Origin of the sequence: Sulfitobacter indolifex (assembly GCF_022788655.1) — a bacterium.
GTDB classification, from domain to species: domain Bacteria; phylum Pseudomonadota; class Alphaproteobacteria; order Rhodobacterales; family Rhodobacteraceae; genus Sulfitobacter; species Sulfitobacter indolifex.
This window is the reverse complement of record NZ_CP084951.1, coordinates 1,258,490-1,280,460: the sequence shown is the minus strand read 5'-3', so window position 1 is coordinate 1,280,460 and position 21,971 is coordinate 1,258,490. Positions and strand designations below refer to the sequence as shown.

Annotated in this window: 20 protein-coding genes; 9 read left to right on the top strand and 11 right to left on the bottom strand. The window is 60.7% G+C overall.

What is annotated here, in order from left to right:
* Positions 1–2 precede the first annotated feature (2 nt).
* The 4 genes from DSM14862_RS06245 to DSM14862_RS06230 all read right to left on the bottom strand — a co-directional run bounded on the left by DSM14862_RS06245 (position 3) and on the right by DSM14862_RS06230 (position 4,912).
* Positions 3–554: an RSP_2648 family PIN domain-containing protein gene (locus DSM14862_RS06245; RefSeq protein ID WP_007120350.1), complete on the bottom strand. Its 552-nt coding sequence runs from the start codon at positions 552–554 to the stop codon at positions 3–5.
* The gene (locus DSM14862_RS06240) at positions 554–1,780 is read right to left on the bottom strand and encodes an RSP_2647 family RNA methyltransferase (RefSeq protein ID WP_007120349.1); all 1,227 of its coding nucleotides are present in this window, start codon (positions 1,778–1,780) and stop codon (positions 554–556) included. Before DSM14862_RS06240 ends, DSM14862_RS06245 begins: the two co-directional genes overlap by 1 nt.
* Positions 1,781–1,841: 61 nt before the next feature.
* Entirely contained in the window at positions 1,842–2,114 is a 273-nt protein-coding gene (locus tag DSM14862_RS06235) for a hypothetical protein (protein WP_007120348.1), read from the bottom strand.
* Positions 2,111–4,912 (bottom strand): [protein-PII] uridylyltransferase family protein, encoded by a 2,802-nt coding sequence (locus tag DSM14862_RS06230; protein WP_007120347.1) that lies wholly within the window; start codon positions 4,910–4,912, stop codon positions 2,111–2,113. Before DSM14862_RS06230 ends, DSM14862_RS06235 begins: the two co-directional genes overlap by 4 nt.
* 116 nt (positions 4,913–5,028) lie before the next feature.
* Here DSM14862_RS06230 and DSM14862_RS06225 point away from each other — a divergent pair, with 116 nt between their 5' ends.
* The 6 genes from DSM14862_RS06225 to ilvN all read left to right on the top strand — a co-directional run bounded on the left by DSM14862_RS06225 (position 5,029) and on the right by ilvN (position 10,209).
* On the top strand, positions 5,029–5,502 hold the full coding sequence (locus DSM14862_RS06225; RefSeq protein WP_040701461.1) for a YbaK/EbsC family protein: 474 nt from the start codon (positions 5,029–5,031) through the stop codon (positions 5,500–5,502).
* A 134-nt stretch (positions 5,503–5,636) separates the two neighbouring features.
* Entirely contained in the window at positions 5,637–6,044 is a 408-nt protein-coding gene (locus DSM14862_RS06220; RefSeq protein ID WP_007120345.1) for a DUF2852 domain-containing protein, read from the top strand.
* Between the two features lie 58 nt (positions 6,045–6,102).
* Positions 6,103–6,540: an RDD family protein gene (locus tag DSM14862_RS06215; protein WP_007120344.1), complete on the top strand. Its 438-nt coding sequence runs from the start codon at positions 6,103–6,105 to the stop codon at positions 6,538–6,540.
* A 72-nt stretch (positions 6,541–6,612) separates the two neighbouring features.
* Entirely contained in the window at positions 6,613–7,431 is an 819-nt protein-coding gene (locus DSM14862_RS06210) for an arginyltransferase (RefSeq protein ID WP_007120343.1), read from the top strand.
* 391 nt (positions 7,432–7,822) lie between these two features.
* A complete protein-coding gene (locus DSM14862_RS06205) occupies positions 7,823–9,577 on the top strand; it encodes an acetolactate synthase 3 large subunit (RefSeq protein ID WP_040701459.1) in 1,755 nt (584 codons plus the stop codon).
* A 71-nt stretch (positions 9,578–9,648) separates the two neighbouring features.
* Entirely contained in the window at positions 9,649–10,209 is a 561-nt protein-coding gene (gene ilvN, locus DSM14862_RS06200; protein WP_007120341.1) for an acetolactate synthase small subunit, read from the top strand.
* 14 nt (positions 10,210–10,223) lie between these two features.
* On the opposite strand, the gene DSM14862_RS06195 is transcribed toward ilvN, so the two are convergent.
* Entirely contained in the window at positions 10,224–10,577 is a 354-nt protein-coding gene (locus tag DSM14862_RS06195; RefSeq protein ID WP_007120340.1) for a hypothetical protein, read from the bottom strand.
* 216 nt (positions 10,578–10,793) lie between these two features.
* On the opposite strand from DSM14862_RS06195, the gene DSM14862_RS06190 reads away from it, so the two are divergent.
* Positions 10,794–11,591, top strand: a complete 798-nt coding sequence (locus tag DSM14862_RS06190; protein WP_113075727.1) for a helix-turn-helix domain-containing protein — start codon at positions 10,794–10,796, stop codon at positions 11,589–11,591.
* A gap of 6 nt (positions 11,592–11,597) precedes the next feature.
* Here DSM14862_RS06190 and DSM14862_RS06185 read toward each other — a convergent pair whose 3' ends face one another.
* The 5 genes from DSM14862_RS06185 to DSM14862_RS06165 form a co-directional block, all read right to left on the bottom strand.
* A complete protein-coding gene (locus DSM14862_RS06185) occupies positions 11,598–13,007 on the bottom strand; it encodes an amidase (RefSeq protein ID WP_007120338.1) in 1,410 nt (469 codons plus the stop codon).
* Positions 13,008–13,055: 48 nt separating this feature from the next.
* Complete coding sequence (prfB, locus tag DSM14862_RS06180) at positions 13,056–14,180, bottom strand: peptide chain release factor 2 (RefSeq protein ID WP_007120337.1); 1,125 nt, start codon at positions 14,178–14,180, stop codon at positions 13,056–13,058.
* 113 nt (positions 14,181–14,293) lie between these two features.
* On the bottom strand, positions 14,294–16,858 hold the full coding sequence (locus DSM14862_RS06175; protein WP_040701457.1) for a penicillin-binding protein 1A: 2,565 nt from the start codon (positions 16,856–16,858) through the stop codon (positions 14,294–14,296).
* Between the two features lie 129 nt (positions 16,859–16,987).
* Positions 16,988–18,208 carry an N-acetylmuramoyl-L-alanine amidase gene (locus DSM14862_RS06170; protein WP_007120335.1) on the bottom strand — a complete coding sequence of 407 codons (1,221 nt, stop codon included), beginning with the start codon at positions 18,206–18,208 and terminating at the stop codon, positions 16,988–16,990.
* A 59-nt stretch (positions 18,209–18,267) separates the two neighbouring features.
* Entirely contained in the window at positions 18,268–19,410 is a 1,143-nt protein-coding gene (locus tag DSM14862_RS06165; protein WP_007120334.1) for a pyridoxal phosphate-dependent aminotransferase, read from the bottom strand.
* A gap of 96 nt (positions 19,411–19,506) precedes the next feature.
* Here DSM14862_RS06165 and DSM14862_RS06160 point away from each other — a divergent pair, with 96 nt between their 5' ends.
* Both DSM14862_RS06160 and DSM14862_RS06155 read left to right on the top strand, forming a co-directional pair.
* A complete protein-coding gene (locus DSM14862_RS06160) occupies positions 19,507–20,256 on the top strand; it encodes a DsbA family protein (protein WP_007120333.1) in 750 nt (249 codons plus the stop codon).
* Between the two features lies 1 nt (position 20,257).
* Positions 20,258–20,743, top strand: coding sequence for a thioredoxin domain-containing protein (locus DSM14862_RS06155; RefSeq protein WP_007120332.1), 486 nt, complete (start codon positions 20,258–20,260; stop codon positions 20,741–20,743).
* A 35-nt stretch (positions 20,744–20,778) separates the two neighbouring features.
* On the opposite strand, the gene ispG is transcribed toward DSM14862_RS06155, so the two are convergent.
* Entirely contained in the window at positions 20,779–21,906 is a 1,128-nt protein-coding gene (gene ispG / locus DSM14862_RS06150) for a flavodoxin-dependent (E)-4-hydroxy-3-methylbut-2-enyl-diphosphate synthase (protein ID WP_007120331.1), read from the bottom strand.
* Positions 21,907–21,971: the final 65 nt, after the last annotated feature.

Genomic DNA, 21,971 nt, shown 5'->3' with positions numbered 1-21,971 from the left:
AGTTAACCCAGAGCCTTCGCCAGACGCGGCAGACGCGCCTTTTTAAGCAAGGCGCGCATCTGCCAGTCCTCCCCAGACAACCTCCGTGCCTCTTGCAAGACCGCTTCGGCCACGGGGGCGACCAATTCCGGGGTCGCTTGCCAAATGCCATGCAGATAGCTGTCGGGATCGGCTCGGCTTAGCCCCTCTTCGGCGAGGATCTGGCGTGGGAAGTCTTTGTTATTCAGGGTCAGGATTATATCGGCGCTGCTGGCCACGGCGACGGCCAGCACGTGAATGTCATCCGCGTCTGGCAACCATAACCGCGCTTGCAAGCCGGGAGCCTCTTCACGTTCGGCCCCGGGCCAGTTGCTGCGCAAGAGCGCAATCTCAGCCCGCGCCTGAGCTTCGCCCGCCGGGCCAAGCTTGATCGCCGCGCGCGCCCATTCTTCCAAAATACGCGCGGACCAGATCGGTTCAAACGCGCCCCGTGCCGCCACGCCGACCACCATTTCGCGCATCACCGTGGGGTACAGCACGCAGGTGTCGATCAGCACACGGGGGCGCGTCACCATTACAGGCGGAAGAACAGCGACTTCAGATACCCGCTTTCCGCAAGCTGCGGCAGCTGCGGGTGGTCCGCCCCGGCGAAACCGGTGTGCAGCAGCATCGCACGGCGCCCGGCCCGACCAATGCCGCGCACGGAGGCGGTGCGGAATTGGCCAAGGTCAGCGGCATGCGAGCAGGAGCAAAGGCCCAGAATGCCGTTTTCCGCCACCAATTGCGCCGAAAGACGCGCAATACGCTCATAGGCGCGCAGACCCGCCTCGACCGCTTGGCGCGAGGGAGCAAAGGCAGGCGGATCGCAGATCACCACGTCAAAGGTCTCGCCCTCATCGCGCAGGGCGGTGAGCACGTCGAAAGCATCGCCTTGGCGCGTGGCGAAACGGTCTTGCATGTTCATCGCGGCGGCACCGGCTTCGGCCAGCTCCAACGCAGGCGCGGAGCCGTCAACGGCCAGCGCTGAAGACGCGCCGTTGGCGAGGGCGGCGAGAGAGAAGCCCCCAACATGGGCAAAGACATCCAGCACCCGTGCGCCGTTGCGCGCGAGGTTGGCGGCAAAGGCATGGTTGGGGCGTTGGTCATAGAACAGGCCGGTCTTCTGGCCACCGGTGAGGTCGGCCATATAAGTGGCACCGTTCATCGGCACGGGCAGCGGGCCTTCGGGCGTGGTCCCAGCGAGCGTGGTCGAGGTATCGTCCAGCCCTTCGAGCTTGCGGGTCCGGCCAGAGGCGTTTTTCAACACATTCGCCACACCAGTAACCGATTGCAGCGCGGCGACGAGTGGCGCGAGCAGCGTATCGGCCCAAGCGGCGTTGGGCTGGATCACGCAGGTGTCGCCAAAGCGGTCGATGATGACGCCGGGCAGACCATCGGCCTCGGCATGGATCAGGCGGTAGTAGGGCTGATCGTAAAGCTGGCTGCGCAGGGCAAGCGCGCGGGCGATGCGGGTCTCAAACCACGCCTGATCGATCTCGGCTTCCGGGTCTTGATCAAGCATCCGGGCGATGATCTTGGAGGTCGGATTGACCGCAACCAGCCCCATGGGCGTGCGGTTCTCATCCTCAAGCCGCGCCAGCGTGCCGGGGGCAAGGCCGCGCGTGCGGCGGTCGGTGACCAGTTCATTGGCATAGACCCAAGGAAAGCCGTGGCGGATGGCGCGGGCGTTGGCCTTGGGCAAAAGGCGCACCACGGGAAGTGTGGCGGGCTGCGGGGCGGAGGGGGTTTGAGGCGTTGTCATAGCGCCCTCGTACTGCTTTCGCGCGCTTTGGGAAAGGGGTTTTGCGATGCCACGCGGGCGATCAGTTGCGCGCCCTGCCCCGCCACCCGCCACGACGGCGCGGCGTGGTCATCGTCGCCTGCCCATCGCGCAGCACCTGCGTCATCGGATGCTCGGGGGCCGCAGGGCCGTAGCGGTCCAGCAAACCGCTGATGGCCGTGCCGCTGTCACGTCCTTCGGGCAGACTTAGCGCCCAATCAAGAAAGATGCTGCGGCACTCCGCAGGGCCGATCCCCTCCATCCGGTAGGATTCGCGGATCAGCCCCTTAGGGTCGTCGAGGTCCCGTTCGGTCATGACCCCTCCTGCGTCCGATCGGGCAACGCAGCAGCGATGATTTCGGCGGCGGTTGCGTAATCGGCCTCTACCTTGGCCACCAAAGCGGGAAGATCATCACAGGCAAGCACCCGACAAAGGAAGCTCGTTCCTGCCTGCCCTAACGCTGTGGCGTCCAATGGTTTGGCCGAAAGCAGGCGTTTGGCACAGATCAGGGTCCATGCGTTGGTATAGGCACTTGATAGTGCAGCCTCGGCATCTGCATCAATCACCCCTGCCGCGCGCGCAGCAGCAAGCCCTGCGTCGATCTCACGCGCGCCGGTGCCGCCGATCAGCGCGCCTGCTTGGGCGAAAAGTTCGATGTCCTGCAAGCGCCCCGCCCCGGTTTTGGCATCCAGCGGCCCGGTTGGGCTGCGCGCAGCGGCGATGCGCACGCGCATCTTTGCCACCTCGCCTAGCACCTTGTCGCGCGGTGCGGCGCGGCCCAGTATCTCTTCGCGCAATGCCTCCACGTCGTTGGCCAGCGCCTCTGGCCCCGCTATCACCCGCGCGCGGGTCAGGGCCAGATGCTCCCACACCCACGCCTGTTCTTTTTGATAGCTTTCAAAGCTGGCGAGGCTGGTGGCCACCGGCCCCTGATTGCCCGATGGCCGCAGCCGCATGTCGATGTCATAAAGCTTGCCCTGCGCCATCGGCGCGGTCATCGCCGTGATCATCGCCTGCGTCAGCCGGGCATAATAGGTGCGCGTGGCAAGCGGTCGGCGCCCGTTAGAACTGTCGACCCCATCTGCATCATAGATCACCAACATATCAAGGTCCGAGGTCGGCGTCAGCCGCCCCGCCCCGAGCGAGCCCATACCAAGGATCACCGCGCCGCGCCCCGGCGGCGGGCCATGGCGGCTGGCGAATTGATCGACAACCACGGGCCAGAGCGCCTGCAAAACGGCTTGGGCCAGTTCAGCATATTGCCGGCTGGCAGTGGCCGCATCGATCAACCCGCGCAGCAGATGCACGCCGATGCGGAAGTGCCATTCGCGCGCCCAACGCCGGGTGCCGTCAAGGCGCAGCTCATAGTCTGCCTCTTGGGCCAGATGGTCTTGCAACATTTCGGTCAGCGTAGCTTGCCCCGGCCAATCTGAGAAGAAATCCCCGCCGATTACCGCATCAAACACGCCCGAATTGCGCGACAGATGCGCGGCCAATGCGGGCGATGTGGCGACGATATCAACCAGCAGATCGCCCAGTTGCGGATTGGCCCGCAGCAGCGAGAACAGCTGCACCCCGGCTGGCAAACCCGAGAGGAACCCGTCGAAGGCCAAAAGCCCTTCATCCGGTTTGGCCGATTGCGCCAGACGGTCCAGCAGCAGCGGCTTTAACCGCCCGAAGATATCCGCGCCCCGTTCCGAGCGCAGCGCCGGGTAGCTGGGCCAACGGTCGAGCACCGAGGTGTCGAATTGATGCGCCGGGCGCGCGGCTTCAGGCTCTTCGCGGGTGGCGGCAAAAAAGCTTTCGATCAGATCGTGCACGGCCTGAAGGCGGCTGTGAAGTTCGCCCTGCAAGTCTTTGACATCCATATCCATCATACAGGCGAGACGTTCGAAATCCGCGTCGCTGCGGGGCAGCGTGTGGGTCTGGGCGTCTTGCACCATCTGCAATCGGTGCTCGACCGTGCGGTGCACGCGGTAGTGATCGCTGAGTGTCTCGGCGACCGTTTCGGGCACCCAGCCCTTCTCGGTCAGCACCTGCAACCCCGCCAGCGTCCCCCGGGGCCGCAGGTCCGGATCGCGGCCCCCGGCAATGAGTTGTCGGGTCTGGGTAAAGAACTCAATCTCGCGGATGCCGCCGCGGCCCAGTTTCATGTCATGGCCCGGCAGGGTGATCGGGCCGCCCAGACCTTTGTGTTCACGGATCGCCAGCCGCATGTCATGGGCATCTTGGATGGCGGCGAAATCCAGATGGCGGCGCCAGACGAAGGGGCGCAGCGATTGTAGGAATTTCTCTCCCGCTGCAATGTCACCCACCGCGGGACGTGCCTTGATATAGGCGGCACGTTCCCATGTGCGGCCCAAGCTTTCGTAGTAGCGCTCTGCCGCCTCCATCGCGATGCAGACGGGGGTGACGGCAGGATCGGGACGCAGGCGCAAATCTGTTCGAAAGACATAGCCTTGGGCGGTGATATCGCTCAGCGTGCCTGACATGGCCCGGGTCGCTTTGACAAATGCGCTGCGGGCGGCGTGGAAATCATCGGGCTCGAAACGGCTCTCGTCGAAGACGCAGATGAGGTCGATGTCGGAGGAATAGTTCAGCTCCCGCGCGCCCATCTTGCCCATGGCAAAGACGACCATGCCCGCGCAATCGGCCAGATCGTCCATTGTCATACCGGGCAATTTCCCGCGTTTGATCTGGGCGGCAAGCCCCGCGCGAAGTGCCGCGCCGCACGCCGCATCGGCGTAATCGGTCAGCGCGCCAGTCACTTCCTCCAGCGACCAAACCCCACCGAGATCGGCCAAGGCGGTCAACAGCGCCATGCGCCGCTTGCCCTGCCGCAGCCCATCAGACAGACGGTCGGGCGCGAATTCTGCTGCCGCGTCTCGGTTGGCCGCAAGCGCCGCTTCAGGGTTCTCTACAGCTTGCGTAAGCCAATCGGCTTCCTTCTCTAAAAGGGCCATCAGATAGGGCGCGGTAGAGGCGGCAGCCGAGACCATATCGCGCAAGTCTGGTGCGAGATCAGGCAAGAGTGCCGCCGCATCCTGCGCGCGTTCGCGGTGGTAAATGCGGGGGGAACGGGTGATCCGTGCGGCAAGAGATTGGTCTGTCATGGGGCCAGCTTTGCGGGCTGATCCGCTTGGCGTCAATGGGGGTTGCAGCAAGGCGCGGCCTTGGTAGGACGTTGACCAGCGCCCCGCCACGGGGGCCGAGCAGTCGAGGGTAGGAAATGAGCAAGAGTTTGAAACGGGTCCGCGCGACACTTGAGGCCGCTGGGGTCACGCCCGATATCCGCGAAACGGCACTGGCGCGCACGGCGGTTGATGCGGCTACCGCACTGGGTTGTGACGTCGATCAGATCGCGAAATCCATCGTGCTGCGCGGCGAAAACAGTGGTGAGGCGTTGCTATTCATTACCGCAGGTGCGCAGCAGGTTGATCTGGCCCGTGCAGCCGCGCTGGCCGGAGAGCCATTGGGTAAGGCAGATGCCGCGCTGATCCGCGCACAAACCGGTTTTGCCATCGGGGGTGTCGCCCCCTTGGGCCATCTCACCCCACCCCGCGCGTGGTTTGACCGCAGCCTTCTGAAATTCCCGCTTGTTTGGGCCGCTGCAGGCACACCGCATCATGTATTCTGCCTTGGGCCCCAAGAAATGGCGCAGCTTTCAAACGCACAAGTCTCTGACTTCGTTGTTAAAAACTGACCAATGTAAAAAACATTCACATAGCCCCTTGCGAAACAGGCCCGGCGTGCCGATCTATTTAATGTGAAAGACATTCACATCATCCGAAACGCCCGGGCCGGCGACAGGCCCGTCACGAACCGAAAGGCTCTACAATGACGACAGTGACCACCGACCCGACCTATGGCAGCCGCGGCAACTGGTTTGCCCGCACAGAAAGCTGGATGGACGCCCGCGGCAAAGGCGCTTGGATCGCCGCCATGGTGCTTGGCTTTATCTTCTTCTGGCCTGTTGGCCTCGCCCTTCTTGCCTATATGATATGGAGCAAACGCATGTTCACTTCGAAATCCTGCGCCCGCAAATCCAGCCGCGTGATGATGTCGCGCAGCACCGGCAACAGCGCCTTTGACGCCTATAAGGCCGACACGCTGCGCCGTCTGGAGGAGGAACAGGGCAATTTTGAAGCCTTCCTTGAGCGTCTGCGCGAAGCCAAAGACAAGGCAGAGTTTGACCAGTTCATGAATGACCGCGCCAAGCAGGACGATACGCCCACCAGCGCATAACTCCCCCTAGCCCCCCGCCTTCCGGCCCCGCGCCGGGAGGCCTTTTGCAGGATATGATATGACCCAGACCCCTGACCCCGATCTGCACCCGCAATTCTATGACGGGATCGCTGGCAAACGCCTGTTGGCTTGGATCATTGATGTGGTCCTGATCGTCGGCTTTTGCTTGCTTATTGTGCCGTTCACGGCCTTTACCGCGCTGTTTTTCTTTCCCTTCCTTATGTTGGTGGTTGGCTTTGCCTACCGCGTGGCGACGCTGACCAGTGGCTCGGCCACATGGGGGATGCGCTTGATGGCGATGGAGCTGCGCGACCACCGCGACCGGCCCTTTGATTTCATGACCGCGCTGCTACACACCATCGGCTATTCGCTGTCGATGACGGTCACGATCATTCAAGTCGTCTCTGCGGTTTTGATCTGCACCACTGCGCGGCGTCAGAGCCTAACAGATATGGCGCTTGGCACTGTGCCGGTGAACCGCCGCCTTAGCCGCTAGGCGCTCACGCAGATTTGCTCTTGGCGCAACGGGGGCAGGTTGATAGCATCGCGCGATCAATGCTGGAAACCCATGCGACATACACTGCCTTTGACACCGCAATTTTATGTCACAGCGCCGCAGCCCTGCCCCTATCTGGAGGGCCGGATGGAGCGCAAGCTGTTCACTGCTCTGCAGGGGGAGAATGCTGCACGCCTAAATGACAGCCTGTCGAGCCAAGGGTTCCGCCGCTCTCAAAACGTGCTGTACCGCCCCTCTTGTTCCGATTGCGCCGCCTGCCTTTCGGCGCGGATTGATGTCGCAGCGTTCCGCCCCAGCAAAAGCCAGCGCCGCATCATAAACCGTAATGCGAGACTTGAGCGCCGTGCGACCTCTCCTTGGGCCACGGAAGAGCAATATGACCTCTTCCGCAGTTACCTCGACAGTCGCCATGCGGATGGCGGCATGGCCGATATGGATGTCTTTGAATTCGCTGCAATGATCGAAGAAACACCGATCCGCAGCCGGGTCATTGAATATACCGATCTCGAGGCCGATGACGCGTTGGTGGGTGTCTGCCTGACCGATGTCTTAGGCGACGGGGTGAGCATGGTCTATTCCTTCTACACCCCAGATCGTCCGCGCAATGGCTTGGGCAATTATATCATTCTTGATCATATCGAGATCGCCCGTGCTGCCGGCCTGCCCTATGTCTACCTTGGCTATTGGGTGCCGGGCAGCCAGAAGATGGGCTATAAGGCCAAATTCTCGGGGCTTGAGGTCTATATGGGCGGGCATTGGCAAAAGATGCGCGATCCTGAGCGGTTTGTGCCTGACCAGCACCCGCTGAGCAATGATCCAATCGCCGAGCAGGTCGCCAATATCACCCTGCCGGACGTCAGCCCGCGCTGAAGCTTTCTGATTTCGCAATGACAAGAGCGGCGGTCTTTTTGGGCTGTGGCCCCTTCGAGCGCGCCTTTACGCCCGAACCAATTCGGTAAAAATACGCTCAGAGCCAGAATTCTTTCCGAATATGTCCCAAAAACGCCCATCCCAGAAATAAAACATCATTTAATACCCTGCCAAGTCCAAGGTTTTTGCCATTTCGCTGTTGACGCCCCTCTTTAGCCCTCATAATCTCACGCCACGCTAAGAGGACCCTGAGATGATAGACCTAGTCATTATTGTAGGACACACGCGCATGGGCCGGTAACGGTTAACCATAATCTCTCCCGTGCGCCCCCGTCAGACCGGGGGTTTTTTTATGCCAAACGCCAACAACCTGCCTTACGGAGCACCTAAGATGAAACGCCAGATGACCGGAGCGAAAATGATCGTTCAAGCCCTGATTGACCAGGGTGTGGACACCGTCTTTGGATATCCCGGTGGCGCGGTGCTACCGATCTACGACGAAGTCTTTCAGCAGAACTCGATCAAACACGTATTGGTGCGCCACGAGCAAGGCGCGGTTCATGCTGCCGAAGGCTATGCCCGCTCAACCGGTAAACCCGGTGTTGTGCTGGTGACCTCCGGCCCCGGTGCGACCAACGCGGTCACTGGCCTGACCGACGCATTGCTCGACTCGATCCCGCTGGTGGTGCTGACAGGTCAGGTGCCAACCTTCATGATCGGCTCGGATGCGTTTCAAGAGGCCGACACAGTGGGCATCACCCGCCCCTGCACCAAGCACAACTGGCTGGTAAAAGAGACCGACAACCTTGGCGCGACCCTGCACGAAGCATTCCACGTCGCCACCCATGGCCGCCCCGGCCCGGTGCTGATCGACATTCCGAAAGACGTGCAATTCGCCACCGGTCACTACGAGTCCCCCAAACCCTCCACCTCGCGCTATCAGCCGCAGGTCAAGGGCGACATGGCCGAGATCACCGAACTTGTGGCCGCGATGGAGACCGCGAAGCGCCCGATTTTCTACACTGGCGGCGGGGTCATCAACTCTGGCCCGGCGGCGAGCCAACTGTTGTGCGAATTGGTGGAGGCCACGGGTTTCCCCATCACCTCGACGCTCATGGGCCTTGGCGCCTACCCCGCGTCGGGCGACAAATGGCTGGGCATGTTGGGGATGCACGGCCTTTACGAAGCTAACATGGCGATGCATGACTGCGACCTGATGATCAACATCGGCGCGCGTTTTGATGACCGGATCACCGGCGTCATCGACAGTTTCAGCCCCAAATCCACCAAGGCGCATATCGACATCGACCCCTCGTCGATCAACAAAGTAATCCGCATCGACATTCCGATTGTCGGTGACGTGGGCCATGTGTTGGAAGACCTGTTGAAGGTCTGGAAGTCGCGCGGCCGCAAGACCAACAGCGAAGGGCTCGCCAAATGGTGGTCCAAGATCGAAGAATGGCGCGCGAAAGATTGTCTGAAGTTCACTCAATCCGGCAAGGTAATTAAACCGCAGTACGCCCTGTCGCGGCTTGAAGCGCTGACCAAAGACCACGACCGCTATATCACGACCGAAGTGGGCCAACACCAGATGTGGGCCGCGCAGTACCTTAATTTTGAAGAACCGAACCGCTGGATGACCTCAGGCGGTTTGGGCACCATGGGCTACGGCTTCCCCGCCTCAATCGGTGTGCAGATGGCGCATCCTGAAAGCCTTGTGATCAATGTGGCGGGCGAAGCGTCTTGGCTGATGAACATGCAAGAGATGGGCACGGCGATGCAATTCGGCCTGCCAGTGAAACAGTTCATCCTGAACAACGAACGCCTTGGCATGGTGCGCCAGTGGCAAGAGCTGCTTCACGGCGAGCGCTATTCGCAAAGCTGGTCCGAGGCCCTCCCCGACTTCGTGAAATTGGCCGAAGCCTTTGGTGCCAAAGGGATCATCTGCTCCGATCCCGATGATCTCGACGACGCGATCATGGAGATGATCAACTATGACGGGCCGGTGATCTTTGACTGCCTGGTCGAGAAGCATGAAAATTGCTTCCCGATGATCCCCTCAGGCAAAGCACATAACGAGATGCTGCTGCCGGGTGATCATGAGACCCAAGGTGTGATCGATGCAAAAGGCTCAGTGCTGGTGTGACCCGTTTTCTTTCAAAGAAAACGACCGGGAATTTTTGAAAAATTTCCGCAGCTGGATAGAAGGACAAAGACATGGCAGCCCTAAAAATCAAAAAAGGTGCGACCTCGCATTCCGCCTATAACCTACGGCCCAATTTCTCGGATGTGGTCGAAAAACACACGCTGGCGGTGCTGGTCGAAAACGAACCCGGTGCACTGGCGCGGGTGATCGGCCTGTTCTCGGGTCGTGGCTATAACATCGACAGTCTGACCGTGGCCGAGGTCGACCACACCGGGCATCTGTCGCGCATCACCATCGTCACCAGTGGCACACCGCAGGTGATTGAGCAGATCAAGGCGCAGGTGGGTCGGATTGTGCCGGTGCATGAGGTGCATGACCTCACCGTCGAAGGCCCAAGTGTCGAGCGTGAGTTGGCGATGTTCAAGGTTGTCTGCAAAGGCGAACACCGGGTTGAGGCACTGCGTCTGGCAGATATCTTCCGCGTCAACGTGGTTGATAGCACGCTCGAAAGCTTTGTATTCGAAATCACCGGAGCACCGGAAAAAATCGATGCCTTTGCAGAGTTGATGCGCCCCCTTGGCCTTGTCGATGTGGCGCGCACCGGCGTTGCCGCCCTCGCCCGCGGCATCTGACCCTCGGTTCCGGTTTATTGCTGGGCTGCGCGTAATCGGTGCGGCCCGGCTTTTTTTATGAAGGGAATAATCTGCGCAGTCATGTGCGGAGTGTCCGGCGCGTCTCGCGTGGCGGTCGTCTTGCCATCGTTGCGCAGCGCTTCTGGCAGATGGGTGCCCGCGCGTCCTTGAACAAGTTGCGGGGTATCCGCGATGCGCAATTTCCGGTGAACTGAAACATTGAACTGAACCAAATCGCCGGTATCAAATTCAGCGCTGCCGCCAACCCGCGCCGCCGGCACTTCGTAATAAGCCAGATCGCCTTGATCTTCGCACCAGAAGACTGCTTTTCCAGCGCTATTATCGCTCCACAGAACCACACCAATCATAGTACCCCCGCTTTCGGTTAATGACTCTCATTCTGCGACAATCGAAAGCGGTAAAACATAGGTTAAGATGCAACGTGCGCTTGCATTTTGTGACGGTTCCAGTAGGGTCAGACCCAAGTTTGCGTCACAGCTGACGCGCTTTAGCATCAGACTGTTAAGAAACGCGCCAGCAACAGCCTTTACACGTGGCTGCGACGAAAATCAGAACGAGGCAGAATGTCCGCACCTAACCGCTCCCCTTCAGAGCTCCGCAGTATGTTTGGCGCTAATCTGCGGCAGCTGGCAGCCGATCACCCCTCGATATCAGAGCTTGCACGCAAGCTTGGGATCAACCGCACACAGTTCAACCGCTACCTGTCGGGTGAAAGCTTCCCCCGGCCTGATGTGTTAGCGCGCATCTGTCGTTTCTTTAAGATCGACGCGCGGGTATTGTTGGAACCGGTCACAGAAATTTCGCTAGACCAAGATCCGATTAACAACACGTTTCTGCGCGATTTTCTGGGCACCGGGGTTCAAAACGTACCCGAAGCGGACTTTCCCAGCGGTTTCTATCGTTTCGCGCGGCGGTCTTTCTTAGATCATGACAGGTTCGTCACCGGCGTGGTTTACGTGGCACGATACGGCAGCAACACCTTCCTACGCGGATATGAAAGCGCCCGGTCACTGCGTGAGCAGGGATTGCCCACCAGCCCTGCAGCACGGGAATATCGCGGGATCGTATCACAGCAGGAGAACGGCGTATCTATTGTGGTTTCGCGCCGCAGGACGCTGACTGGATCGTTCAACTATCTGAACCGCGTGGCCTCTTTCGAGAATAACTTTTGGGTGGGCTATGTGACGCGAACCGCCCCTGAAAGCGCTGCTGGAACACGGGTCACACGGTTGAGCTATGAATATATCGGCAATGATCCCAAGACGGTTCTGCCCGCTGCGCGATTGGCGGGGTTCATCAGCATCGACGCGTTGATGCCCTATCACCGCCGCCTGCTTCAGCCCGACGCGCCGTTTAACTAACCCGTCTCACAGTTGCGGCGGTCGCGCCTGCGGATAGCCCGTGGCCTTATGCCAGCCCTGCGCCAATTGCAGCAATTGCGCATCGCTGCCGCGTTTGCCAATCAATTGCAGTCCCAAAGGCAAGCCACGCTGATCAAAACCTGCGGGGACGTTCACCACCGGCAGACCAATGAGGCTTGCTGGCACCACCACCTGCATCCAGCGATGGTAGGTATCCATTAAGTGACCATTGATCTCAGCTGGGTGCACCTGCTCAACATCAAAGGGCCAGACCTGCGCCGAGGGCAGAACCAGAACGTCGACCTTCTCAAACAAAGCATGTGCCGCGCGGAACCAATCAGACCGGATGCTGCTAGCGCGCTGGATATCGGCGGTCGAAAACCCCTGCCCCCGCGCGACCTCCCATTGCGCTGCAGGTTTCAACCCGCCCCGCCGCGCCGGATCGTCGTAGATAACCCCCAAGGAAGCCGCCACGGCAAAGGACCGCAACGTGATCCAGCTTTCCCACATGGCATCTGCATCAAAGGGCGCGGCGATAGGCATGACCTCATGCCCCAGCCCGGTCAGACGGTTCAACGCGGCTTCGCTCAGGTCGATGATCCCCGGCGCGCAGGGGAAAGCACCGCCCCAATCGCCCAGCCAGCCAATACGCTGCGCAGACAGCGCGGCGTCGATTTCTGGCGCCGTATCTGGGCCGGAGTGTGTCAGCGGTTGGCGCGGGTCAGCGCCGCGCATCACATCGAGCAGGGCGGCGAGGTCACGTGGGCTGCGCGCCATCGGCCCCAAGGTTGAGAGCTGGTGCAGAAACAGATCGCCGCCATCGTCGGAGGGCACGGTGCCCCATGTGGGCCGCATCCCGTAGACGTTGTTCCAGCCCGCCGGGTTGCGCAGCGAGCCCATCATGTCAGACCCGTCGGCCACCGCGACCAACCGCGCCGCCAGTGCCGCCGCCGCCCCGCCTGAGGATCCCCCCGCCGAGCGGCTCAGGTCATAAGGATTGCGCGTCGCGCCATGGACCGGGTTGAAGGTATGGCTGCCAAGGCCAAACTCTGGGGTGTTGGTTTTGCCGATGAAAATTGCCCCGGCCGCGCGAAGCCGCGCTACGGCCGGATGATCTCGCGTGGCTGGTTCTAAGCCAAAAAGGGGCGACCCTTGCGAGGTTGGTAGCCCCTCAGCATCCGCCAGGTCCTTGATCGCCATGGGGATCCCATGCAGCCAGCCTTTACGGGGGCTCGCATCCGCCGCCTGCGCCTCGGCCAACAGCGTGTCACGGTCGCGCAGCGACACGATGGCATTCACCTTGCCATTCACCGCCTCGATCCGAGCCAGCGTCGCCTGCATCAGCTCAACCGCAGAAATCCTGCGCGCGGCCAGCGCCTCGGACAGGTCCGAAGCGTCCCAATCTAATAAATCCATCATGCCCCCCCTTTGCTGCGTATCATCCATGAAGGGGGATGGCGCGGCTCAGTCGCCCTGCGCCTCAGCCCGGCTTTTGCCAGCAACGGCCAACGCCAGTGTCGCCCCCATCAGCCCATCAAGATCACCGTCGAGCACACCTTTGGTGTCCGATGTCTCGTAATTAGTACGCAGGTCTTTGACCATTTGGTAGGGCTGGAGCACGTAGGAACGGATCTGGTTGCCCCAGCCCGCATCGCCCGCGTTCTCATGCGCCTCGTTAACCAGCGCTGAGCGCTTGTCCAACTCCATCTGATAGAGCCGCGACTTCAGCGCTTTCATGGCAATGTCACGGTTTTGGTGCTGCGACTTCTCCGAAGAAGTCACAACGATCCCGGTGGGATGGTGTGTGATCCGCACCGCCGAGTCGGTGGTGTTAACGTGCTGACCGCCCGCGCCGGAGGACCGGTAGGTGTCGATGCGGATATCAGAGGGGTTCACCTCGATCTCAATGTTATCATCGACCACGGGGTAGACCTTAACAGAGGTGAAGGAGGTGTGCCGCTTGGCCGCCGAGTCGAAGGGCGAGATGCGCACCAGACGGTGCACGCCGCTTTCGGATTTCAGCCAGCCATAGGCGTTATGCCCTTCGATCTTATAGGTCGCGGATTTGATCCCCGCCTCTTCGCCCGCGCTTTCAGCCTGAAGATCGACCTTATAGCCCTTCTTCTCGGCCCAGCGAACGTACATCCGCGCCAGCATGCTGGCCCAGTCGCAGCTTTCCGTGCCGCCCGCGCCCGAATTGATCTCTAGGAAGGTATCGTTGCTGTCGGCCTCGCCGTTCAGCAGCGCCTCGAGTTCTTTTTGCGCAGCGGTTGCGGCCAAGGATTTCAGCGCGACTTCGGCCTCTTTGATGACCTCCTCATCGCCTTCCATCTCGCCCAATTCGATCAGCTCAACATTGTCGGCAAGCTCTTGTTTGATGCCTTCATAGGTGTCGATGGCATCCACCAGCGACTGCCGTTCGCGCATCAGTTTCTGCGCGGCGTCGGGGTTGTCCCAGAGGTTCGGGTCTTCGACGCGGGCGTTGAATTCTTCCAGCCGGTAAGGCGCGGTGTCCACATCCAGTCGCTGGGCCAGCAATTCCAGCGATTTGCTGATCTGGTCCGCGGTATTCTGTGCCTCTGCGCGCATGTGTGCCTGCCTTTGATAAGTAATGCGGCCCCGAATACCGGAGCCGCATGAGAGATAGACCAGCGCGCCCGCGGCGACAAGTAGGCTGCCACCGCGGCGCGCAGGATGAAAGGTTAGTAAAGACCGCCCGAGCTCAGCGTACCAAAGCTCGCTTTAGGACCAACGGTTGCCTTCTTGCCAGTCGATGTGGTGACCTGACGCGAAGATGATGCCGCAGCGCCGCCCAGTTCCTCGACCAGTGGCAGATCAGCGCCCATGGCAAAGCCCCCATCGAAGGAAATGCCGAACAGGGGCTCTTCGCCGTCGCGGAAACATTCAGAAACCACATTGCCGCCCGAGGCGCTGTCGCTCAGACGTGCGCCGGTGAAACGGTCGATCTTAATAAAGCGGCACTGCTCGGGGACTTTGAAGTCACCACCACCGTATTTCTTGATCGCTTGGCTCATGAAGTTTTGAAAGACCGGCGCACAAAGCCTGCCACCGCCGGCACCCCGACCCATCGGGCGCGGCGTGTCATAGCCAATGTAGCAGCCCGCCACGACATTCGACGAAAAGCCCACGAACCAAGCGTCTTTTTCGTCGTTTGTAGTGCCGGTTTTGCCGGCGATCGGTACGGGTAGATTGATGGCGTTACGCGCCGTGCCGCGCTCAACCACGCCCCGCATCATGGAGGTCAGCTGGTAGGCTGTTACCGGATCCATGACCCGCTCACGATTAGAAATAATCCGTGGTGCTTCGCCGGGCGCGAGGTTTATTTGCTCGCAGTCGTAGCACTTGCGCTGGTCATGTTGATAAACGGTGCGGCCATAGCGGTCCTGCACCCGGTCTACCAATGTGGGCTGCACCCGCTCGCCACCATTGGCGAACATCGCATAGGCCGACACCATTTGATAAAGCGTGGTTTCCTGACTGCCGAGTGCGTTGGACAGCAAAGGCGCCAAATCGTCATAGACGCCGAAACGCTCCGCATAGCTGCCGACGACATCCATGCCGACCTCTTGGGCCAAACGGATGGTCATCAGGTTGCGCGACTGTTCAATCCCGGTCCGCAGCGGCGTGGGGCCGTAGAACTTATGCGATGCGTTCTGCGGGCGCCAAACACCTTGCGGCGTGTCAATTTCAATCGGCGCGTCCACGACGATGGTCGCGGGGCTGTAGCCACTGTCGAGCGCTGAGGCATAGACAAAGGGTTTAAAGCTCGACCCCGGCTGGCGTTTCGCTTGCGTTGAGCGGTTGAATACGCTCGCCTGATAGGAGAACCCGCCCTGCATCGCGATCACACGTCCGGTGTGCACATCCATCGCTACGAAGCCGCCCTGCACTTCTGGCACCTGTCGCAGGGTCCAGCGGATGAATGATCCGTCGCTGTCAGCGGTCATGCGGCGCACCAACACCACTTCGCCCACCTCAAGCAGATCACCGGCAACCTGAGCTTTGGGCCCAAGTTTGCCGTCGTCCAGCCGCTTGCGCGCCCATTGCACGTCTTTGGCGGGGATCCAGTGACCGTCTTCGTCTTCGTCGACCCCTTCGATACCGATCCGGGCGTCGCTCGCCCCGACCTCAAGCACCACCGCCGGATACCATTGGTTTTCCAGATCAATATCACGCGGCACCCGCAGGTCCGCGAGGGCGGCGCGCCATTTCTCTTCGCTGGTCAACTGCTCGGCTGGGATGTCAAACCGCGTGCCGCGCCAGATGCCCTGCCCGCGGTCATATTGCTCTAGCTGCCCGCGCAGTGCGTTGGCGGCGATGGGCTGCATTTCGTTGTCGATGGTTGCCCGTACGGTCAGACCGCCGGTAAAGAACTCACCCTCGCCGAAATCCTCGCTCAGCTGGCGGCGGATTTCATCAGTGAAGTAATCGCGCGGCGGCAGTTCGGCTTTAAAGCTTCCGAAGTCGCCATTCTGGACCGAGCGCAGCGGCAGTGCGACTTCGGTTTCATAGACCGCCTCAGAGATATAGCCGTTTTCTTTCATCTCGCGCAGCACGAAGTTCCGCCGGGCCAGCAGCCGATCCTTACGGCGCACCGGGTGATAATCCGACGGCGCCTTGGGCAGCGAGGCAAGGAAGGCCGCCTCATGCGGGTCCAATTCGCTCAGCGTTTTGTTGAAATAGGTCTGGCTGGCGGCGGCCACGCCATAGGAGTTCTGGCCGAGGAAAATCTCGTTGAGATACAGCTCAAGGATCTTCTCTTTGCTCAGCGTCTCTTCGATCCGGGTGGCAAGGATGATTTCCTTGATTTTACGCTCTGCCCGCCGATCGCCGGACAGCAGGAAGTTCTTCATCACCTGCTGGGTGATGGTCGACGCGCCGCGCACGTCGCGCCCACGGGATTTCACCGCGTCCACCGCAGCCGCGCCAATGCCGCGCAAATCGTAGCCTTCGTGGGTGTAGAAATTCTTGTCTTCCGCCGAGATGAACGCCTGTTTCACCAGATCGGGGATGGTGTTCGCTGGCGCGAAAAGGCGGCGTTCTTTAGCGAATTCGTCAATCAAACGGCCCTGACCCGAATAGATCCGGCTGATCGTTGGCGGCGTATATTGCGCCAGCGACTCGTGGCTGGGCAGATCCCGGCCATACATCCAGAACACCGCGCCGATGGTCAAAGCCACCATGCCGACGCTCAGGGTTAGGGTGGTAAAAATACCCCCGAAAAAGGACATGACAAATCGAAACACGCGCGCGGACCACCATTGGCTAGGGACAGTTCCGAGCCTATACAGGAAGCACCGGCTCGGGTCAAAACACATGGCCGCCAGCGGGGGGCGAATGTCCGCCCATTGGCAAACCGGCAACCTTTCGCGATTTTACTTTCTGATCAAGGGCTTGAGTGCCGCATCCTGATCGCGCCATGTAACAATCGCATCGGCCATGGCGCTTACCATCGACGCGCGCCAAACCGGATCGCGCAGATTGGTTAAATCCCGCGTGGAGCTCAGAAACCCCACCTCGACCAGAACCGATGGAATATCCGCAGATTTCAGCACAGAGAACCCGGCGCGCCGCAGCGGTCGACCGTTCATCGGCCCACCTGCCCCGCGCATGCCTTCGACCAACACTTTGGCCAAGGCTTCTGAGCGTGGCTCAGTTTCTTGGCGCGCAAGATCGAGCAGGATCCCCGCCACTTGGTCGTCAGACCCCGTCAGATCAGCGCCTGCGATAATGTCAGACCGGTCGTGCCGCGCGGCTAGATGTTCGGTGGCCACATCGCTGGCATCGTCTGAGAGGGTATAGACCGTGGCCCCGCTTGCCCCGCCCTGCGACAGGCTATCCGCGTGGAGCGAGATGAAAAGGTCGGCCTCGGCCTGATGGGCAATCGCAACCCGGTGTTCCAGCGCGACAAAGAGATCATCGTCACGTGTCAGCAGCACATCCACCCCCTTACGGCGCAGCGCATCACGCAGGTCGCGGGCGAAATTCAGCATCAGGTCTTTTTCATCCAGCCCCTCGCGCTGTGCACCGGGGTCGATCCCCCCATGACCGGGGTCCAGCACGACGGTGAAGATGTCTTTGCCCGCAACCGGGGGTTTCGGCGGCGCGGTGAGTGCGGTCGTCCAATCGGGGTCAATGGGCACACCCGCGGCTTTGGCAAAGACCTCGGCGTCGACAGATTCCAGCGTGATCTCAAGCCGTGCCTTACCGCTGGCGGCGTCAACCGGCATGCCGATTTCTGCGGGCACCATCGGCTCGGCCAAATCGGCGACCAGCCGCGACCAACCGGGTTGAAACGCGCCATACCGCAGGGCAGAGATGCGACCGGGTTTGGCCAATAGATCGCCGCGCGCCACCTCACTCCAGTCCGCCTCACGGAAGTCAACGATTAGCCGCGCGGGGTCGTCCAGCAGGAAAACGCGGAAAGGCACGCCTTGGCTTAGCGCCACGGTTAGGTCAGTCTTGCCGAACCAACCGTCTTTCACGGTGCTCTCCACCGGATCGACCCGTGCCAACGCGGTCAATTCCTGCGCCGCTAGCCCGCCCGGCGCTGCACAGGCCAGCGCCACTGCCAGACCCTTTAGAACTGCCCGCATGTTTTATCACCCTGCTCTTTTTCGGTCTTCTACCAGTTGCCGCGCGTGCAAACCAGCGCTCAGCGTGCGGCCATGAAAGCTTTGAGCCGGGCGATGCCCTCTTCCATATCCGATGTGCTGCGCGCATAGGAAAAGCGCAGCGTCTTATGCCCCCGCGCCGGGTCAAAATCGAGGCCGGGGGTCACGGCAACGCCTGCCTTGTCGAGGATCTCTGCGGCGAAGGCGCGGCTGTCATCCGTAAAGCGTGATACATCGGCATAGACGTAGAACGCCCCATCCGGCGGCGCGATGTCGGTGAAACCCGCCTCCTTCAGCCCGTCGATCATCAAATCGCGGTTGCGGCGATAGACGGCAAGGTTGGCCTGCAATTCATCATCACAATCCATTGCCGCCAGCGCGGCAATTTGGCTGGCATGGGGCGCGCAAATGAACATGTTTTGGGCGATCCGCTCAACCACGCGCTCCTGATCTTCGGGCACCACCATCCAGCCGACGCGCCAGCCGGTCATTGAGAAATACTTGGAGAAGGAGTTGACGACATAGCAGTCGTCGGTGACCTCAAGCGCGGTCACGGCCTTCTTGTCATATTCGATGCCGTGATAAATCTCGTCCGAGATGAAGGACATTTCATTGGCCGCACAGGCGTCGGTCAGCGCATTCAGCGCAGGCTTGTCGAGCATCGTGCCCGAGGGGTTGGCAGGCGAGGCCACCAACAACCCGCGCAGGTCTTCGCCCGCGAAGTCCGCCGCGACGGGCTGGTAGCGGCTTTCGGGCGCAGCGGGCAGATCGACCGGCTGCATCCCCAAGGCGCGCAGAATTTGGCGGTAGCTCGGATAGCCCGGCGCGCCGATGCCGACCCGATCACCGGAATCGAACAACGCGGTGAACGCCAGCAGGAAACCGCCCGAAGAGCCGGGCGTGATGACCACCCGCGCCGGGTCCAGATCGACGTTATACCATTCGCCATACATTTGCGCGATGCGCTTGCGCAGCGCAGGCAACCCAAGCGCCACGGTATAGCCAAGCGCGCCCTCTCCCATCGCCTTGGTCAGCGCCTCGGCAGCCCCCTTTGGCGCACCTGTGCCCGGCTGGCCGACCTCCATGTGAATGATGTGGCGGCCTGCTTCTTCGGCGGCGGTTGCGGCCTGCATCACGTCCATCACGATAAAGGGATCGACGGCGGACCTTGTTGAATTGCGCATGGGCTTGCTCCTACTCTCGGCATATGCTTTCACCGTGCCTGATGCCGGGCGTCAACCCTTGGCCCCTATTTCGCAGCTTTACCGAAAGGACCGCCCATGTTCACCCGCCTCATCGCCCCCGCCTTTGCCAGCGCGCTGGCCCTCGCCGCCCCTGCTGGCGCGATGGACCTGACCGAATTGACCGACGCCGAACGCGCCCAGTTCCGGGCCGAGGTCCGTGCCTATTTGATGGAAAACCCCGAGGTGATCCTGCAAGCGGTAGAGCAGATGCAGAACAATCAGGCCCAAGCGCAAATGCAGGCGGATTTCGACCTTGTTAGCGCCAATGCAGACGCAATTTTTGACGACGGCTATTCTTGGGTTGGTGGCAACCCGGATGGCGATATCACGTTAGTCGAATTCCTTGATTACCGCTGTGGCTATTGCAAACGCGCCCATGGCGAAGTGGCCAAGCTTTTGGAAACTGATGGCAATATCAAGCTGATCGTCAAAGAATTTCCGATCTTGGGTGAGCAATCTATGCTGGCCTCGCGCTTTGCCGTGGCGACCAAACAGGTTGCGGGCGGTGACGCATACAAGCAGCTGAACGATGCGCTGATGGCCTTCAATGGCGAGGTTTCCATGCCCGCCCTGCGCCGCTTGGGCGAAAGCTTTGATCTGGATGTCGCGGCGATTGAGGCTGAAATGGGCAGCGACGCAGTCGCCCAAGAGATCGCCACGACCCGCGCGCTGGCGGAAAAGCTACAGATCACCGGGACGCCTACGTTCGTTATGCAGGATGAAATGCTGCGCGGCTACCTGCCTTACGATCAAATGATGGCACTCGTGGAAGAAAAGCGCGGTTAAATTGCGCGCAATTGCGGTGTTGGCCGCGCTCGCGCTGGCCATGCCCGCCAAAGCAAATGACTTCAGCGCGCTTGGCCCAACCGAGCGCGCTGCATTAGATGCCGAGTTGCGCGCGGCAATATTGGCCAGTGGGGATGTGATTGCAGACGCGCTGGCGGGACCGCAGCCTGCGCAGTCGGAAATGCAGCAATACATTCAAGATGATCTCAGCTTGCTTGAACGGCTGGCTCCCAACCTGTTGGAAGGTCATGCGGTAGCGCTGTTCACCTCACCCGATTGCAGCACTTGCACAGCGGCAATCAGTGAACTAAAAGGATTATCAATGCGTTACGGGACCACCTTCATCTTGCACGACCTCAGCGCGCCACAAGCAGCCGAATGGGCCAAGGCCCTTGGATTGAGCGAAGCCCCCTTCTATGTCCTGCCTGACATGGTGCTTAAGGGGCATATGCCAGCTGTCGTCTTAGCGCGCTACCTGACCCGTTGAGTTAAGGCGCTGCATTAAGAGGATGGCATAACCCACTATTCTGCAGCAGTTTTTGCCTCTTCCGCCTCAAGCACAGCGGCGCGTTCTTCGACCTGTTCAACGATATGGTCGATCATGCCTTCATTGCCGAGTTTATGGCTCTGCTTGCCCGCGAGATAGACCATGCCGGAGCCAGCCCCCCCGCCGGTGAAGCCCACGTCAGTCATCAGCGCTTCGCCGGGGCCATTCACCACACAGCCAATGATACTGAGGCTCATGGGCGTCTTGATATGCTCCAGCCGCTTTTCCAACGCCTCGACGGTCTTGATCACATCAAACCCCTGCCGCGCGCAGGAGGGGCAAGAAATGATGTTCACGCCGCGGTGGCGCAGACCGAGCGATTTGAGAATTTCGTAACCAACCTTCACCTCTTCGACAGGGTCAGCCGACAGGGAGACGCGGATCGTATCGCCGATGCCGCTCCACAGCAGATTACCCAGCCCGATGGCCGACTTGATCGTGCCCGACATCAGCCCACCCGCCTCTGTAATGCCAAGGTGGATGGGGGCGTCGGTGGCGTCGGCGAGCTGCTGGTAGGCAGCGGCGGCCATAAAAACGTCAGACGCTTTGCAAGAGATTTTGAATTCGTGAAAGTCGTTATCTTGCAGAATTTTGATGTGATCCAACCCGCTTTCGACCATCGCGTCGGGACATGGCTCACCGTATTTCTCTAACAGATGCCGCTCAAGAGAGCCCGCATTCACGCCGATGCGGATTGAACAATTGTGGTCACGCGCGGCTTTGATGACCTCGCGCACGCGCTTTTCGTCGCCAATGTTACCGGGGTTGATCCGCAGACATGCGGCGCCAGCCTCGGCGGCTTCGATCCCGCGTTTGTAGTGGAAGTGGATGTCTGCCACGATTGGCACAGTGACTTCGCGCACGATCTCGCGCAGCGCCTTTGAAGACGCCTCATCCGGGACGGAAATCCGGACAATATCCGCACCTGCATCGGCCGCGGCCTGCACCTGCGCGATGGTTCCTGCCACGTCAGTGGTCAACGTATTGGTCATCGTCTGCACGGTGATCGGCGCGTCGCCCCCGACAGGCACATTGCCCACCATGATCTGCCGGGATTTGCGACGCGGAATATCGCGCCAGGGGCGAATGGAATGAAGCGACATGATGACACCTTTCGCGAAATCGAGAGCAGTAGCCCCTACCTAGCCAGGCGGGGTCGCATGTGCAA

Excerpts from the sequence above, each read along its gene's own strand:
- DSM14862_RS06235 (WP_007120348.1), bottom strand. The coding sequence starts at position 2,114 with ATGACCGAACGGGACCTCGACGACCCTAAGGGGCTGATCCGCGAATCC.
- DSM14862_RS06220 (WP_007120345.1), top strand. The coding sequence starts at position 5,637 with ATGACGACAGTGACCACCGACCCGACCTATGGCAGCCGCGGCAACTGG.
- DSM14862_RS06205 (WP_040701459.1), top strand. The coding sequence starts at position 7,823 with ATGAAACGCCAGATGACCGGAGCGAAAATGATCGTTCAAGCCCTGATT.
- DSM14862_RS06215 (WP_007120344.1), top strand. The coding sequence starts at position 6,103 with ATGACCCAGACCCCTGACCCCGATCTGCACCCGCAATTCTATGACGGG.
- DSM14862_RS06210 (WP_007120343.1), top strand. The coding sequence starts at position 6,613 with ATGCGACATACACTGCCTTTGACACCGCAATTTTATGTCACAGCGCCG.
- ispG (WP_007120331.1), bottom strand. The coding sequence starts at position 21,906 with ATGTCGCTTCATTCCATTCGCCCCTGGCGCGATATTCCGCGTCGCAAA.
- DSM14862_RS06230 (WP_007120347.1), bottom strand. The coding sequence starts at position 4,912 with ATGACAGACCAATCTCTTGCCGCACGGATCACCCGTTCCCCCCGCATT.
- DSM14862_RS06195 (WP_007120340.1), bottom strand. The coding sequence starts at position 10,577 with ATGATTGGTGTGGTTCTGTGGAGCGATAATAGCGCTGGAAAAGCAGTC.
- DSM14862_RS06225 (WP_040701461.1), top strand. The coding sequence starts at position 5,029 with ATGAGCAAGAGTTTGAAACGGGTCCGCGCGACACTTGAGGCCGCTGGG.
- DSM14862_RS06170 (WP_007120335.1), bottom strand. The coding sequence starts at position 18,208 with ATGCGGGCAGTTCTAAAGGGTCTGGCAGTGGCGCTGGCCTGTGCAGCG.
- prfB (WP_007120337.1), bottom strand. The coding sequence starts at position 14,180 with ATGCGCGCAGAGGCACAGAATACCGCGGACCAGATCAGCAAATCGCTG.
- DSM14862_RS06245 (WP_007120350.1), bottom strand. The coding sequence starts at position 554 with ATGGTGACGCGCCCCCGTGTGCTGATCGACACCTGCGTGCTGTACCCC.
- DSM14862_RS06240 (WP_007120349.1), bottom strand. The coding sequence starts at position 1,780 with ATGACAACGCCTCAAACCCCCTCCGCCCCGCAGCCCGCCACACTTCCC.
- DSM14862_RS06185 (WP_007120338.1), bottom strand. The coding sequence starts at position 13,007 with ATGGATTTATTAGATTGGGACGCTTCGGACCTGTCCGAGGCGCTGGCC.
- ilvN (WP_007120341.1), top strand. The coding sequence starts at position 9,649 with ATGGCAGCCCTAAAAATCAAAAAAGGTGCGACCTCGCATTCCGCCTAT.
- DSM14862_RS06160 (WP_007120333.1), top strand. The coding sequence starts at position 19,507 with ATGTTCACCCGCCTCATCGCCCCCGCCTTTGCCAGCGCGCTGGCCCTC.
- DSM14862_RS06165 (WP_007120334.1), bottom strand. The coding sequence starts at position 19,410 with ATGCGCAATTCAACAAGGTCCGCCGTCGATCCCTTTATCGTGATGGAC.
- DSM14862_RS06190 (WP_113075727.1), top strand. The coding sequence starts at position 10,794 with ATGTCCGCACCTAACCGCTCCCCTTCAGAGCTCCGCAGTATGTTTGGC.